Source organism: Providencia sp. PROV272 (assembly GCF_049901975.1).
GTDB lineage: Bacteria > Pseudomonadota > Gammaproteobacteria > Enterobacterales > Enterobacteriaceae > Providencia > Providencia stuartii.
This window is the reverse complement of record NZ_CP096291.1, coordinates 2,284,604-2,299,290: the sequence shown is the minus strand read 5'-3', so window position 1 is coordinate 2,299,290 and position 14,687 is coordinate 2,284,604. Positions and strand designations below refer to the sequence as shown.

Sequence of the window (14,687 nt, the reverse complement as noted above, 5' to 3'; positions counted from 1 at the left end):
TCCTTCCGACTTGCGCAATTTATTTTAAAAGTGCTGAACTTTAGTTGTATCACATGGCTATGATTATTACACGTAACCAATCAAGTTGTCTCATAATTTTATTTTTTATAAGAAATAAATATTCATTGACTAGTCATAATTACCAGATTTTTTTAGCTATCCAGTATTTTATTGACCTAAAACTAAGATTTTCACTGCGAATTCCATTTACTGTTTAAGAATCGAGATCAATTATGGATCAAGAAGGTTATTTTCAGTAGGTTATTAGAACTCCATAGAACTGTTTTCGGCTAAAAATAGGACTTTTCTATCTAAGATGGTTAATTTTTAGCAAATTTAACAAATACAAAATTACTTTGGCTTTGAAAAGGGAACATTATGCGTATTGGTATACCTAGAGAACGACTTGCCAATGAAGCTCGTGTTGCTGCTACACCCTCGACGGTGACTCAACTGATTAAGTTAGGTTTCAGTGTCTGTATCGAAAGTGAAGCAGGACATTTAGCGAGTTTTGAGGATGCGGCTTATGAGCAGTCGGGGGCTGAGATTGTTGATCGTGACACCGCTTATTCAGCCGATATTGTTTTTAAAGTCAATGCACCACTAGACGATGAAATTGGATTACTGAAAGAAGGTGCAACGCTGGTGAGTTTTATCTGGCCAGCGCAAAATGCTGAATTGATGGATGCCTTAAAAGCAAGAAACATCAATGTATTCGCTATGGATGCAGTGCCGCGGATTTCCCGTGCGCAATCATTAGATGCCTTAAGTTCAATGGCAAATATCGCAGGTTATCGTGCAATTGTCGAAGCTGCTCATGAATTTGGTCGTTTTTTTACTGGTCAAATTACAGCAGCCGGTAAGGTACCGCCAGCGAAAGTGATGGTCATTGGTGCTGGGGTTGCTGGGCTGGCGGCAATCGGTGCTGCTGGTAGCTTGGGAGCGGTTGTACGTGCATTTGATACGCGTCCAGAAGTTAAAGAGCAAGTGCAAAGTATGGGGGCCGAATTCCTTGAGTTAGATTTCAAAGAGGAAGCAGGCAGCGGCGATGGCTATGCGAAAGTCATGTCCGAAGCGTTTATTAAGGCGGAAATGGCTTTATTTGCTGCACAAGCTAAAGAAGTCGACATTATCGTCACTACCGCACTTATTCCTGGGCGTCCAGCACCTAAATTAATTACCAAAGAGATGGTTGAGTCAATGAAACCCGGTAGTGTGATTGTTGACTTAGCGGCGCAAACAGGGGGGAACTGTGAGTTAACCCAAGCGGATAAATTGGTTGTGACTGATAATGGTGTCAAAATTATTGGTTATACCGATTTACCAAGCCGTCTACCGACTCAATCATCGCAATTGTATGGCACAAACCTTGTTAACTTGATGAAGTTACTGTGCAAAGAGAAGAATGGCGAAATCAATATTGATTTTGATGACGTTGTGATCCGCGGTGTTACCGTTATTAAACAAGGTGAAATCACGTGGCCTGCTCCCCCCATTCAAGTATCTGCTCAGCCGCAGGCGAAGCCTCAAGTGGCGGAAAAAGAAAAAGCGCCTGAGAAGAAGAAAATGTCGCCTGTAGTTAAGTATGGCTTAATGGCATTAGCGATCATTCTATTCGGTTGGTTTGCAAACTCAGCGCCAAAAGAGTTCTTATCACACTTTACGGTATTTGCTCTCGCTTGCGTTGTCGGTTATTACGTTGTGTGGAACGTAACACATGCGTTGCATACACCATTGATGTCTGTCACCAATGCAATTTCAGGCATTATTGTTGTCGGTGCAGTATTGCAAATAGGCTCGGGAGGATGGGTTAGTTTCTTATCTTTCATTGCCATATTGATTGCAAGTATCAATATATTCGGTGGGTTTACTGTTACCCAGCGTATGTTAAAAATGTTTCGTAAAGGATAAGGGGTAACGTATGTTGTCGAGTGGAATTGTAACGGCAGCTTATATTGTTGCTGCTATCCTATTTATATTCAGCCTAGCAGGGTTATCACGCCATGAAAGCTCTCAGCGTGGTAATACTTATGGTATTGCAGGTATGGCGATTGCTTTACTGGCTACCATCTTTGGCCCAGATAGTGCCAATATTGGCTGGATGATTGTTGCGATGGTCATTGGTGCAGTGATTGGTATTCGTCTGGCCAAAAAAGTTGAAATGACCGAAATGCCAGAATTGGTCGCTATTTTACATAGCTTTGTTGGTCTAGCGGCTGTTTTGGTTGGTTTTAATAGTTTTATTGCCAGTGAAGGTCATGCAGACGCGGTGATGGAAAATATCCATCTGACGGAAGTGTTCTTAGGCATATTTATTGGTGCGGTCACCTTCACAGGATCTGTGGTGGCTTATGGGAAATTGTCCGGTAAGATCTCATCGAAACCGATGATGCTACCTAATCGCCACAAACTAAACTTAGCGGCGCTTGTTGTCTCATTTGTGTTATTGCTGATCTTTGTTAAAACAAATAGTGTTGGTTTACAAGTCTTTGCCATGCTGATCATGACGGTTATTGCTTTGGCATTTGGCTGGCACTTAGTTGCTTCGATTGGTGGTGCAGATATGCCAGTTGTTGTGTCAATGCTGAACTCATATTCAGGTTGGGCAGCCGCTGCGGCAGGTTTTATGTTGAGTAATGACTTGCTCATCGTGACAGGAGCACTGGTCGGTTCGTCGGGTGCTATCCTCTCTTATATTATGTGTAAAGCTATGAACCGCTCCTTTATCAGTGTTATTGCTGGAGGCTTTGGTACAGATGGCTCCTCAACGGGTAATGAAGAGGAGATGGGCGAATACCGTGAAACAACGGCGGAAGAAGTGGCAGAATTATTGAAAAATTCAACCTCTGTCATTATTACTCCAGGTTATGGATTGGCGGTTGCTCAAGCACAATATCCTGTTCACGATATTACGGCTAAGTTGCGTGAGAGAGGCATCAATGTGCGTTTCGGTATCCACCCTGTAGCAGGGCGCTTACCTGGGCACATGAACGTCTTATTAGCTGAAGCAAAAGTACCTTATGACATAGTACTGGAAATGGATGAAATTAATGATGATTTCTCTGATACCGATACAGTATTGGTTATTGGTGCGAACGATACTGTTAACCCTGCGGCACAAGAGGATCCAAATAGTCCAATTGCCGGCATGCCAGTGTTGGAGGTTTGGAAAGCAAACAATGTGATTGTATTTAAGCGTTCAATGAATACCGGCTATGCAGGTGTACAAAATCCATTGTTTTTCAAAGAAAACACGCAGATGTTATTTGGTGATGCAAAAGCCAGCGTTGATGCGATTTTAAAAGCACTTTAATATACTAACCTCAAAAGCTCTGTAGGCAACTACAGGGCTTTTTTATGGGTAAAAATGGGTTGTATAAGAAACTATCTTATTAAAAATTCAGTCTATCTCATTATGTTGTGCATTAGTTTCATTTTAATTTTAAAACCGGAGAATAGAAAATAGCCGTCATTTTATCGTCCACATGATGCTATTTTATTCACTTTAATCATAACGAGGAGGCCAATATTATGGCTCTCAACTGTGTAAATAAGGCTTCCTCACGATTACCAATGGATTTGTTTCAGGATTGGACATTGATAATGGGTTAGCATTGGGAATTAAATAACGTATTACAGTGAGTCGACGAGGGGGGAGCCGTTAATATCTCTGCTGAAGGTAAATTAGAGATATTTTCAATTAGATAGTTTTTATATTACCCAATATACAAATTTTATGAGTAATACTGCTGGCAAAAATAGTGGGGATACTAATTTTTGCGCATTGAAGCACTGAATGTGTATTCATTTATCGCAAAAGCGCTGAGTTACCTACAGCGCTTTTGCCACTTTAAAATAAATCTACTTAAGGTTGAGCGATAAAATTAATCATCATCAACTGTGATTGGGCAAACGAAACCATCAGGCTTAATCGCTAATAGGTCACATTTCAATTTGTCGATAACATGTTCTGCTGTATTCCCAAGAAAAGCTGCGGAAATCCCAGTTCTGCCTAATATACCTAGGACAACGACGCCGGCATGTAACTCCTCACAGATTTCAGGGATGATTTTCTCAGGTAACCCTTCACGGACGTGAGTGTATTTTTCATCAATCGAAAATTTCTGGCGTAATTCCTTCATGGCAATGAGATGTTGCCCACGTAGTGCATTGTTATAAAGGCTTGGGTCGAAATCAGGTAGTTCTATTGCAATATTCATTGGCGCAATAGGGTATGCGCTGACCAAATGAATTTCCTGATCTTTCACAATACGTGTTGCTAAATCCTTCGTTTTCTCAACCAACTTAATATTGAGGTCATCATGATAGGATTCTTCATTTGATAAATTGACGGCCACAACAACCGAACCATGATCTGGCCAGACTTTATCTTTAACCATCCATACAGGAGAAGGGCATTTTCTTAAAAGGTGCCAGTCCAGCGGCGTAAAAATAATCGACTCAAAGTTATCTGTTTGATGAGCCATTTTCAGAAGCAGGTCGTGTTCACCACTAATCACTTCCTGAATGATGGCTTCGTAAGGTTTATTATGCCAAATCACTTTAATTTCTATCTCAATACCTGCTTCCAGATAGAAATGCGCTTGTTGTTTAATCCAAGCAGCCTTTTGATTAATGACACCCTTACGCATTGCATCACGCTCTTCAGGTGATAGCAACGTGGTCATATCATAAGAGAGATCATAGATAGGTAAGAATGCTTTAATCCGTCCACCATTACGTTGCACTATGTAGACAGCACGTCGTAATGCTGGTTGATCATCCTGATTTGGGTCAATTGCAACTAGGAGATTTCTATAGTTTGCCATATTAAAATCCTCATAACGGCTGGACATTCCCTACTAAAGATAAACTAAGGTATTGAGGAAAAATAGGCAAGATTTGATGAAAAATAATAATGATGGGTCACAAAATAGTGACCCACCGAGAATTATGAACAAGAGACAGTGGAGACTTTACCTGCAATATCAGTCAGTTTTTCCATATCTTCAATAGTGATATATTTGCCTTTAACACTTAACATGCCGCTTTTTTGGAAACGTCCTAAAAGTCGACTAATCGTTTCAACGGTAAGGCCTAAATAGTTACCAATATCACCACGAGTCATCGTTAAGCGGAATTCTCTTGGAGAGAAGCCGCGCTCTGCAAAGCGATGAGACAGGTTAAGAATAAATGCAGCTAAACGTTCTTCCGCATTTTTCTTAGACAATAAAAGGATCATTTCTTGATCGCCTTTTATTTCGCCGCTCATCAAACGCATGATTTGTTGGCGTAGATTAGGCATCTTACCTGACAAATCATCGAGAGTTTCGAATGGGATTTCACAAACCATTGATGTTTCAAGAGCTTGTGCAAAACTTGGGTGCTGTGTATGTATAATTGCATCAAAACCAACCAGGTCACCAGCAAGATGGAAGCCTGTAATTTGCTCGTCACCTTCTTCAGTGATGGTGTAACTTTTGATTGTTCCTGAGCGAATGGCATACAAAGAACGTAATTCATCGCCGGCTTTAAACAGCGCCTGACCCTTTTGAATCGGTTTTTTACGTTCAATGATATTATCAAGTTGATCCAGTTCATGTTCATTCAGTGTGAAGGGAATGCACAGTTGGCTAATACTGCAGTCCTGACAATGAATAGCACAACCACCAGACTGGATGCGACGAACAACTCTTTTTTCTGGGATCATATTAAATGCTCAATACAAGTTAAAATTATTGATATGAGTCAATTTTAACATAAGATAATGCAACTGATAAGTAGAAATATAAAACAGAAGTATCTCAAATAGAAAAGCGTATAAAAACAAAGTAGTTAATCAAATTACATAGTTCATTATAACATCATGATATTCCTTATTTAACTTAAATAACCATTAAGTTAAGTAAAAAATTCTTTAATAGATAAAAGGGGTTATCTATTAAATATCTATTTAAAAGATATATTTTGATAAATTTAAAAATTAACATTAGTTATAATATTTAAACAATAATGCAATATTCGACTTAAAAATGAAAACTTCAGAGGAGCATCAAATGGTAAATAATCCATTAAATATTCCCAATACGATGAAAGTAATAAATATCGCGGAGCACGGTGGAGCAGAAAAACTGCAAATAATTGAACAACCATTGCCCGTACTATCAGAGGGTTATTTATTGGTTAAAGTTGAGGCTGCTGGTGTTAATCGCCCTGATGTTCTTCAACGTATGGGGGCTTATCCGCCACCTCCAGATGCCTCACCTATTTTAGGGCTTGAAGTCGCAGGAACCATTGTTGCAAAAGCAGACGATGTTCAACAATGGCAGATTGGAGATAATATTTGTGCGTTAGTTGCTGGAGGTGGTTACGCCGAATATTGTCTGGTACATCAAGATATTGCATTACCATTAGGTCACTTATCATTTGTTGAGGGAGCGGCTATACCTGAAAACTTTTTTACTGTTTGGGCGAATGTTTTTCAGATTGGTAAATTGAAAAAGGGTGAAACAGTGCTCATTCATGGTGGAACATCCGGTATTGGATCCGTTGCTATCATGTTAGCAAAAGCATTTGGTGCCACGGTGATCACAACAGTCGGCTCAGCAGAAAAGGTAGAAGTCGCAAAATCATTAGGGGCGGACTGTATAATTAATTACCGAAACGATGATTTTGTTCAACACACTCTTTATTACACGCGTTCTCAAGGGGTTGATATGGTTGTTGATATTGTTGGTGGTGATTATGTGGATAAAAATTATCAAGTCGCTGCAAAATTCGGGCGGATCATTCAAATAGGAATGATGAAAGGTAACCCTAAGAGCCTCAATTTAATGCCTTTAATGATTAAACGTTTGATTCACACAGGGTCAACCATGCGTTCACGTACCGTTGCCGAAAAATCCAGCATCGCCGCAGAGTTAAAGCAGCACGTTTGGGGGATGTTGCAAAAAGGTGAATTAAAACCTTTTATTAACAAAACCTATCCGTTAGACCAAGTGGCTGATGCTCATCGCCATATGGAATCTGGCGATCTTTACGGAAAAATAGTGTTAATTAACAAATAATTATTTTCCTATTGAGATTTATTGAGTCATGAAGATTTAATTTTTTCATGACCCATTGGCTTGCTCATTTATAACAAATGGTTTACATTTTCAAGTGGTTTTAGCGTAAATATCTCTTTACAGCAGACTAATTTTCGAAATTTTGTTCCTGCGCACAAATCCGATTGAAATAAATACGAGTTTATTAATATTTTAACAATTATGGATTATACCTATAGCTAAGTTGGCACATTAACGGCTTGCCTATCAATAAATAACCCAAAGATAATAAAGATAACAAGATCATTAATATATTGTTGTCTTTTAAAGATATGCATCCGTTATATCACTTTCCAATGATAGTAGTTACTTAAATCAAATATGCCATTAAAAGCATGGGCATGATTTAAAGGTGTAGTGATAATGACAAATTTTAATAACTCAAAAATGAATGTAGATGCTTTATTTCTAGGACCGAAATCTGAAAATGCAGTATTTTTCAGAGAGATGATGGAATATGCGGTAACGGAACATATGCATTGGCGTTCAGGCTACCACCCAGAAGACCCTGAATATGTGACAACGGTCGATCGTTATGCACCGGAATATAGGGATACTTTATATCGAACAGAAGGTATTTTAAATCAACTCTCTTCTAAGTTAAAAACAACATCAATCCCATGGTTTTCTCCTCGTTATATGGGCCACATGAACGCGGATACCTTAATGATATCGAATCTCGCGTACGTTATGGCAATGATGTACAACCCAAATAACTGTGCCCAAGAGTCTTCCCCCACCACAACAGTACTCGAGCTAGAAGCAGGGTTAGACCTGTGTGCAATGTTTGGTTATGACACTAATCAGTCATGGGGGCATATTACTTCAGGCGGCACTGTCGCTAATTATGAGGGGTTGTGGGTTGCTCGAAATATTAAAACGTTACCTTTGGCAATAGCTAAGCATCCTCAGGCTCGACAATTACTAAAAGAGGATAGTGAGAAAGCGTTGCTGAATATGCCGACCTCTGCTGTTTTAGATCTTATCGATGATTTAAAGAAACAAGGATTATTTGAAGAAGTCAGAGAAATGACTTGTCGTGGTGAAGGGGTAGAACAAGGGAAATTAGGTAAGCTATTAGTCCCGCAATCTAAACATTACTCTTGGATGAAAGCGATGGATATTTTGGGGTTAGGACAACAAAATATCGTACAGCTCCCCGTCGATGCCAGTTATCGCACTGATACTGAGCAAATGAGACAAATTGTGTTTTCATTGATTGAACAAGGTGAGCCTATTTTAGCCGTAGTAGCTGTTGTAGGAACAACGGAAACGGGCGCGATTGATAATGTCGCAAAACTGATTGAATTGCGCAGAGAGTGCGAAGCGCGTTTTGGTGTCTCGTTTTATATTCATATCGATGCCGCTTATGCAGGCTATGCCTGTGCCATGTTCCGTGATGAGAATAATCAATTCCTTGATTATGATGTTTTGATTAAACGTTACCATCAGGAAGGTATTTTCCCCTCCGATGTTGTTTGGCCAAAGCCAGAGGTTTATCAAAGCTTCAAGGCATTACAAGAAGCGGACTCTATTACGGTTGATCCTCATAAAGTGGGCTTTATTCCTTATGCGGCAGGAGCAATCTGCATGAAGGATAAACGTATTGTTGATCTCATTTCTTATCATGCCGCTTATGTGTTTGAAGAAGTTGCAGAAAAAGGGCGTAAAGCAGAAAAGCAACAAAACGTATTATTAGGCTCTTCAATCATGGAAGGGTCAAAAGCTGGAGCCACGGCGGCGGCGGTCTGGGCGGCCCATCGGTTAGTTCCGCTAAATATTCTCGGTTACGGAAAAGTGATAGCAGCAGGAATAACCACAGCGAATTGGATCATTGAAAGTATCAATACCTGTGAGGCATTTGAAATCGAAGATAGAAAATTCGAAATTATTGCGCTGCCATCGCCTGATTTCCACATGGTCAACTTCATGTTTAAGGAAGTCGGTAATCAATCATTAGAAAAGCAGAATCAACTGAATAAGCGCCTTTATGAGTTGTGCTCATATGCCGCAGGCCGCTCTTATACGAATGACTTTTTAACTTCCTCAACATCCTTAACCTCGGAAGAGTACGGTGATAATCCACGAAATTTCTGTCGTGAGGCTGGCTTTAGTGATCAAGAGTGGGATAAGACTCAGTCATTATATGTATTAAGAGCCGCGATCATGACACATTGCTTACGGGATAAGCAGCATTTCACCGATTTTTGGCAAGAGTTGAAAAATATCTTTGAAGGCAAGTTGCAACAGCTTATAGATGAAGAAAATAAATTAAATCATTCAAAACAAAAAATAACGCTATAAACTTCTTGGCTAGGATCTCAATATGAAAAATCGCACACTTGGCAGTATTTTTATTGTTGCTGGCACTACGATTGGTGCTGGTATGCTTGCAATGCCGATAGCGGCAGCAGGTAATGGCTCCACGATAAGTTTAGCAATGTTGTTCGTGCTTTGGGCATTGATGTGTTACACCGCATTATTACTTGTCGAAGTCTATCAACATGAGTCCTCAGAAACGGGTATCGGCTCTGTTGCTCAGCGCTACTTAGGCTCAGGCGGTAAATTTATTACCGGTTTTAGTATGATGTTCCTGATGTACGCACTAACGGCGGCTTATGTTAGTGGTGCAGGGGAAATTATTACCTCCAACTTAAAAAGCAGTTTTGCTATTGAGATGGCTGATTGGATGGGGATTGTTATTTTTACGGTGATTGGTGGTGGTGTTGTGTGCTTTGGAACATCATCCGTTGATTTTATTAACCGTATTTTATTCGCAGCAAAAATTGTTTTTCTAGTCATTATCTTAGTATTAATGATGCCACATGTTGAGCAGCAAAATTTATTGTCTGCACCAACAGAGAAAGTCTTGATCCTCTCGGCTATTCCTGTGTTTTTTACCTCATTTGGTTTCCATGGCAGTGTGCCAAGTGTTGTGAAATATATGGGCGGTGATGTGAAAAAATTACGGATAATATTTATTATCGGTAGTGCTATCCCATTAGTTGCCTATATTTTATGGCAGATTGCTACGTTAGGTAGCATTAACCCTACAACCTTTGTCGGCATTCTTGCAGAAAATTCAGGATTAAATGGCTTACTGGATGCTATCCGCAATGTTGTGATGTCGGAAAGAACCCAGTTTATTGCTCAGATGTTTATGAGTTTAGCGCTCGCCACCTCGTTTCTCGGTGTTGCTTTAGGGCTATTTGATTTCTTAGCGGATTTATTTAAGCGCCAAGATAATATGGAGGGCCGCCTGCAAACAGGATTATTAACTTTCTTGCCACCATTAGTCTTTGCGCTGTTTTATCCGAAAGGATTTGTCATGGCATTAGGTTTTGCGGCGATTGCATTATCTATTCTTGCACTATTGTTACCTAGCGCGATGGCATTTAAATCAAGATTGTGTAATAAGCGTAAATATCAAGTTACCGGTGGCACACCTGCACTATTTATCGTGTTCTTGTGTGGTATTGTGGTGATCGGTGTTCAATTGGCAATTGCCTTCAAAATACTGCCAAACGTAGGGTAATTGACCTTTTCATTCAAATCAATAAAGCCAATCACGGACTCAACGGATTGGCTTTTTTTATTTCACGTCGATCATTGCTAATGCTTTTTTATCGATGGCATTTTATTAGTACCTCAATAAGAATAATTATCATTAGCATTTTATGCAAAAAACAGATATATCTAAACTGGTAATCTTCAAAAAATCCACTATTATATTAGATATATCGGTTTTTAAGACCTAAAGGGGTTCTGAGAGTATTAATGAATAATGAACAACAAGCGGAACCGTGCCTTTGTGATGGTAAAAGCTTAAGCCGTATGTTTAACCCAAAACAGTTGCGTGTCTACATTCTGCATCTCTTGGCTGATGGGTCAAACTATGGTTATGAATTGATAAAAAAGATAGGGCAGGAAACGGCGGGTTTTTACTGCCCAAGCCCTGGTGTGATTTATCCAACATTAACATTACTAGAAGAGTTGGGGCTGATCACCGCGTATAAGGAACAAGGAAAAGGGCGTAAGTGTTATTCGCTGACACCTGAAGGAAAATGTTTTCTATTATTGAAAGCTGATATTTTAGCGGAAGTTCAGCTAAAACTCAGTTATGCACAAGAGCTTACGGCTGGCAACCAATTTGCCAAAGAAATAGAGCTTGCTGTTGATAGATTTAAATCATTGCTGCGACACAACATTGTTTTGCAGGAATTGACTAAGGAACAATCAATGCGAGTTGTTGAAATTATCAACAGTGCTGTTGAACGTATTGAACAAGTCAACTCGGTATTGACAGTAGAAGGGCACGAACATGGCTAAAACCAATGATATTATTCAGGCAAAAGAGTCTTCATATATGAAAGATAACGTAAAGACATCACCTAATATACCATCTAACGAAAGTACGGAATCGGCCGAGGTAAAACCAGAGGCTGCATTAGATAAAAAATTTAAAGAGGTTGTTTGCCCAAAAGTACCGACATCTTATTTTAAACGAGCTAAACGCCAGCGTACTAAATAATAAAATAGGTTATTTTGCTGATTTATTATTCATGGTAAAACTTTTTGCACTTTAATTCGCTATTTTAGTGGAAAAAGGCCATGAAAATAAAAAATAGACCTATTTTACCAAAACATTTTTCTGTTCTTAATGAACGGTCATAGTAAAACGCTGTTTATGGATTACATAATTATCATGTAATCCCCTAATAACCTTGGCTATTAGGGGATTGATTTAATTACAGGTTGAGTAGCGCCTGTATTTTTTCTATTTCATCGATCCACTGTTGTTGAAGCAGTGGTTTTTGATGAGCTAATTTACGTTGCCTATCTGCGTGTAATTTATCTTCAAGTAACAATAACTTTTCCAACAATTCATCTTCATAAACAGTCGATTGAGAAGCGGCTTCGTCTATATGGGGTGAAGCTACTTTTTCGTTAATTACGCTGTTATTTTGAATATGCGATTGTTGCTCGATTTGTTGGTAAACCTCCTCGACGTCAAGATACTCCTCTAATCGATTATTATTGATATACCAAAAACGCTGGCAACTCGTTTCAATTAACCATTTATCATGGCTAACCACCAGCAAAGCGCCTGCAAATTGTGATATTTGCTCACTCAGTGCTTCTTTACCTTCAAGATCAAGGTGGTTGGTGGGTTCATCTAGCATCACTAGCTCATATTGCGCCAAGCTCAAGCCAATAAATAACAACCGTGCTCGTTCGCCGCCACTGAGTGTTGCCACTTTTTGTTGGTGGCGAGTATAAGGAAAACCTGCACCAATCAATGCCATTTTGCGTTGTTCATCGACTAAATTAGCAAAAGGCCGTAAAGCATCAGATAAACTGTCATTATCATTGAGTTGCTCAAGTTGCTGGTCGTAATAACCCGCATTAATCGATGGATGAAACTTTAATTGCTCACTGTATCGTTCATCTGCTTTAAAACGTTGCCACAATAAACGTAATAAAGTGGATTTACCGCAGCCATTGGCACCAATAATGGCAATACGATCACCACTTTTGACTTGATGAAAACCTGTTGTGAAAAGCAATTTCTCATCGGGAGTCTTAATGTTGGCATGATCTAATTCAAGGACTCTATCTGCGGGGATCGATTTGCCATTTAGCGCTAATTTCCATTGATAGCCTTCAGTCAGCTCAGTTTGCGCCTCCTTGAGTCTATCGATATGTTTTTCCATCTGTTTTGCTTTACGAGAAAGGTCTTCGTTATCATAAACTTGACCCCATATAGCTAAACGTTTGGCACTTACCGCAATGCGATCAATCTCCTTTTGCTCCGCTTGATGGCGTTTTTCATCAGCGACATCTTTTTGGCTCAGTGCATGACGTGCAGATGAGCATGGGAGCCGGAAGAAATGTAGCGTTTTATCTCGCAATATCCATGTGCAGTTAGTCACTTTATCAAGCAGATTTTGATCGTGAGAAACTAAAACGAAGCTGCCTTTCCAGTTTTGCAAAAAGTTACCTAACCAAATCAATGTGGGAAGGTCAAGATGGTTACTTGGCTCATCCAATAGCATCAGATCGGGTTGTTGAATTAATGCTCTACCTAAAAGTAATCGGGTATGCTGCCCGCCACTAATTTGATTGGCTTTTTGTGCCCATTGTTTCTCAGTGAACCCTAAATCAGTCAGTAAAACTTCCGCTCGCCAACGCTCAGAAAGACGCTCTTGAGCAGGGAGTTGCTGCATAACTGCATCAATTAAACTCAAATGCGCTACCTCTTCGGGTAGGTGCTGTTCAATATAAGCGGTTACACACTGATTTGCATAAGTAATACTGCCACTGTTAGGTGATAACTGACCAGTCAAAAGCTTCAATAATGTACTTTTGCCACTTCCGTTATGTCCAATCAGACCAATACGACCGCCACTTTGTAGCGTGAAGGTAATATCACTCAATAAAGAGGTTGTAGAAGTATCATAATTTAATGATTTTACAGATAATAAAGTGCTCATAGCTTACTCAATTTTTAGGCATGACAATGCCAGGGTATAGTCGGGACGACAACCCAGTAAGCTGAGGAAGGTATCTTTTGGGAGCTTCGCTCAGGCAGGGTTATCGCAGTATATAACTGTGAAAGCCTGAGCTTTGGCGATTACCAAAGAAGTGTGAATAGTCAATAAGATCACACAACATCATAATAAGCCTCCTTTTTTCTAGTGTTGAACAATATCGCTATCATAACAAACCTAGCAACTTTCTATCAATCGCAATGATGTATTGTGTTTAGGTATTGTTATAAATGATTCTAATGGCATTAAAAGTGTCATGAATAAAACTGCTAGTGGCTGTGGTGAGTAATAATTTTGGAGTAAAATCAAGATGTAAACATATAGGAAACGCCAAAATGAATGTAGAAATAAAACCAGCCACAATTAAAGATGCCGCTTTGATTTTAGATATGATCATCGAATTAGCGGAATATGAAAAAGCACGTCATGAAGTTAAAGCATCTGTCACCGATATAGAAAACTCATTATTTGGTGAAAATTCAAATACAGAGGCTTTAATTTGCTATGTGGACGGTAAACCTGCTGGTTATGCGGTCTTTTTTTCTAGTTACTCGACTTGGTTAGGTAATAATGGGATCTACTTGGAAGATTTATATGTTTCCCCTGATTATCGAGGAGCGGGTGCGGGTAAAAAATTATTAAAGCATATTGCAATGATTGCCAGTGAAAGGAAATGCCAGCGTTTGGAATGGAGTGTTTTAGACTGGAATCAACCTGCAATTGATTTTTATAAAAGTATTGGTGCTAAACCCCAAGATGAATGGGTTCGTTACCGTATGGATGAACAAACAATTGCTGAATTTATAAGTTAAATACCTAATAAGTTAATTTTATAACAAAATAATGCTAACAAACTTTTTTGTTAGCATTATTTTTTTGTTTTTTAATAAATCTTAAGCAATAAGTGCCAATAAACTCTTTTTAACTTTTGAATATGGTATTTTGTGATATATGTGCTATTTTACTTAAGGTTAAAAGGGATAAAATAGAATTAAATTAAAGGGATAGAGAACAGGCAAGTAACTTAATC

The 14,687-nt window shown here is 39.2% G+C and carries 11 protein-coding genes; 8 read left to right on the top strand and 3 right to left on the bottom strand.

Annotated features, from left to right (window positions below; genetic code table 11):
- The first annotated feature begins 378 nt into the window (after positions 1-378).
- Positions 379-1,911 (top strand): Re/Si-specific NAD(P)(+) transhydrogenase subunit alpha, encoded by a 1,533-nt coding sequence (gene pntA, locus M1E93_RS10470; protein WP_004919579.1) that lies wholly within the window; start codon positions 379-381, stop codon positions 1,909-1,911.
- A 13-nt stretch (positions 1,912-1,924) separates the two neighbouring features.
- A complete protein-coding gene (gene pntB, locus M1E93_RS10465; RefSeq protein WP_014658317.1) occupies positions 1,925-3,313 on the top strand; it encodes a Re/Si-specific NAD(P)(+) transhydrogenase subunit beta in 1,389 nt (462 codons plus the stop codon).
- 571 nt (positions 3,314-3,884) lie between these two features.
- Here the strand turns inward: pntB and uspE are convergent.
- Together uspE and M1E93_RS10455 are read right to left on the bottom strand one after the other, a co-directional pair.
- Complete coding sequence (gene uspE / locus M1E93_RS10460) at positions 3,885-4,829, bottom strand: universal stress protein UspE (protein WP_014658318.1); 945 nt, start codon at positions 4,827-4,829, stop codon at positions 3,885-3,887.
- Positions 4,830-4,951: 122 nt separating this feature from the next.
- Positions 4,952-5,710: an FNR family transcription factor gene (locus M1E93_RS10455; protein ID WP_004919586.1), complete on the bottom strand. Its 759-nt coding sequence runs from the start codon at positions 5,708-5,710 to the stop codon at positions 4,952-4,954.
- Between the two features lie 346 nt (positions 5,711-6,056).
- Between M1E93_RS10455 and M1E93_RS10450 the strand changes: the two genes are divergently transcribed.
- From M1E93_RS10450 to M1E93_RS10430, 5 genes are all read left to right on the top strand, one after another.
- Positions 6,057-7,067: an NAD(P)H-quinone oxidoreductase gene (locus tag M1E93_RS10450; protein ID WP_104873469.1), complete on the top strand. Its 1,011-nt coding sequence runs from the start codon at positions 6,057-6,059 to the stop codon at positions 7,065-7,067.
- Positions 7,068-7,469: 402 nt separating this feature from the next.
- A complete protein-coding gene (locus M1E93_RS10445) occupies positions 7,470-9,410 on the top strand; it encodes a pyridoxal phosphate-dependent decarboxylase family protein (RefSeq protein ID WP_014658320.1) in 1,941 nt (646 codons plus the stop codon).
- Between the two features lie 82 nt (positions 9,411-9,492).
- Positions 9,493-10,641, top strand: a complete 1,149-nt coding sequence (gene tyrP / locus M1E93_RS10440) for a tyrosine transporter TyrP (protein WP_306463368.1) — start codon at positions 9,493-9,495, stop codon at positions 10,639-10,641.
- Positions 10,642-10,883: 242 nt separating this feature from the next.
- On the top strand, positions 10,884-11,435 hold the full coding sequence (locus tag M1E93_RS10435; protein ID WP_004919595.1) for a PadR family transcriptional regulator: 552 nt from the start codon (positions 10,884-10,886) through the stop codon (positions 11,433-11,435).
- The gene (locus M1E93_RS10430; RefSeq protein WP_004919597.1) at positions 11,428-11,637 is read left to right on the top strand and encodes a hypothetical protein; all 210 of its coding nucleotides are present in this window, start codon (positions 11,428-11,430) and stop codon (positions 11,635-11,637) included. The genes M1E93_RS10435 and M1E93_RS10430 overlap by 8 nt, the downstream gene beginning before the upstream one ends.
- Before the next feature lie 217 nt (positions 11,638-11,854).
- Here M1E93_RS10430 and M1E93_RS10425 read toward each other — a convergent pair whose 3' ends face one another.
- Positions 11,855-13,600 (bottom strand): ABC-F family ATP-binding cassette domain-containing protein, encoded by a 1,746-nt coding sequence (locus M1E93_RS10425; RefSeq protein WP_104873471.1) that lies wholly within the window; start codon positions 13,598-13,600, stop codon positions 11,855-11,857.
- Positions 13,601-13,992: 392 nt separating this feature from the next.
- Here M1E93_RS10425 and M1E93_RS10420 point away from each other — a divergent pair, with 392 nt between their 5' ends.
- On the top strand, positions 13,993-14,469 hold the full coding sequence (locus M1E93_RS10420) for a GNAT family N-acetyltransferase (RefSeq protein ID WP_036940170.1): 477 nt from the start codon (positions 13,993-13,995) through the stop codon (positions 14,467-14,469).
- The last annotated feature ends 218 nt before the right edge of the window (positions 14,470-14,687 follow it).

Coding starts and splice junctions, on each gene's coding strand:
- pntA (WP_004919579.1), top strand. CDS start 379: ATGCGTATTGGTATACCTAGAGAACGACTTGCCAATGAAGCTCGTGTT.
- uspE (WP_014658318.1), bottom strand. CDS start 4,829: ATGGCAAACTATAGAAATCTCCTAGTTGCAATTGACCCAAATCAGGAT.
- M1E93_RS10455 (WP_004919586.1), bottom strand. CDS start 5,710: ATGATCCCAGAAAAAAGAGTTGTTCGTCGCATCCAGTCTGGTGGTTGT.
- M1E93_RS10450 (WP_104873469.1), top strand. CDS start 6,057: ATGGTAAATAATCCATTAAATATTCCCAATACGATGAAAGTAATAAAT.
- M1E93_RS10445 (WP_014658320.1), top strand. CDS start 7,470: ATGACAAATTTTAATAACTCAAAAATGAATGTAGATGCTTTATTTCTA.
- tyrP (WP_306463368.1), top strand. CDS start 9,493: ATGCTTGCAATGCCGATAGCGGCAGCAGGTAATGGCTCCACGATAAGT.
- M1E93_RS10435 (WP_004919595.1), top strand. CDS start 10,884: ATGAATAATGAACAACAAGCGGAACCGTGCCTTTGTGATGGTAAAAGC.
- M1E93_RS10430 (WP_004919597.1), top strand. CDS start 11,428: ATGGCTAAAACCAATGATATTATTCAGGCAAAAGAGTCTTCATATATG.
- M1E93_RS10425 (WP_104873471.1), bottom strand. CDS start 13,600: ATGAGCACTTTATTATCTGTAAAATCATTAAATTATGATACTTCTACA.
- M1E93_RS10420 (WP_036940170.1), top strand. CDS start 13,993: ATGAATGTAGAAATAAAACCAGCCACAATTAAAGATGCCGCTTTGATT.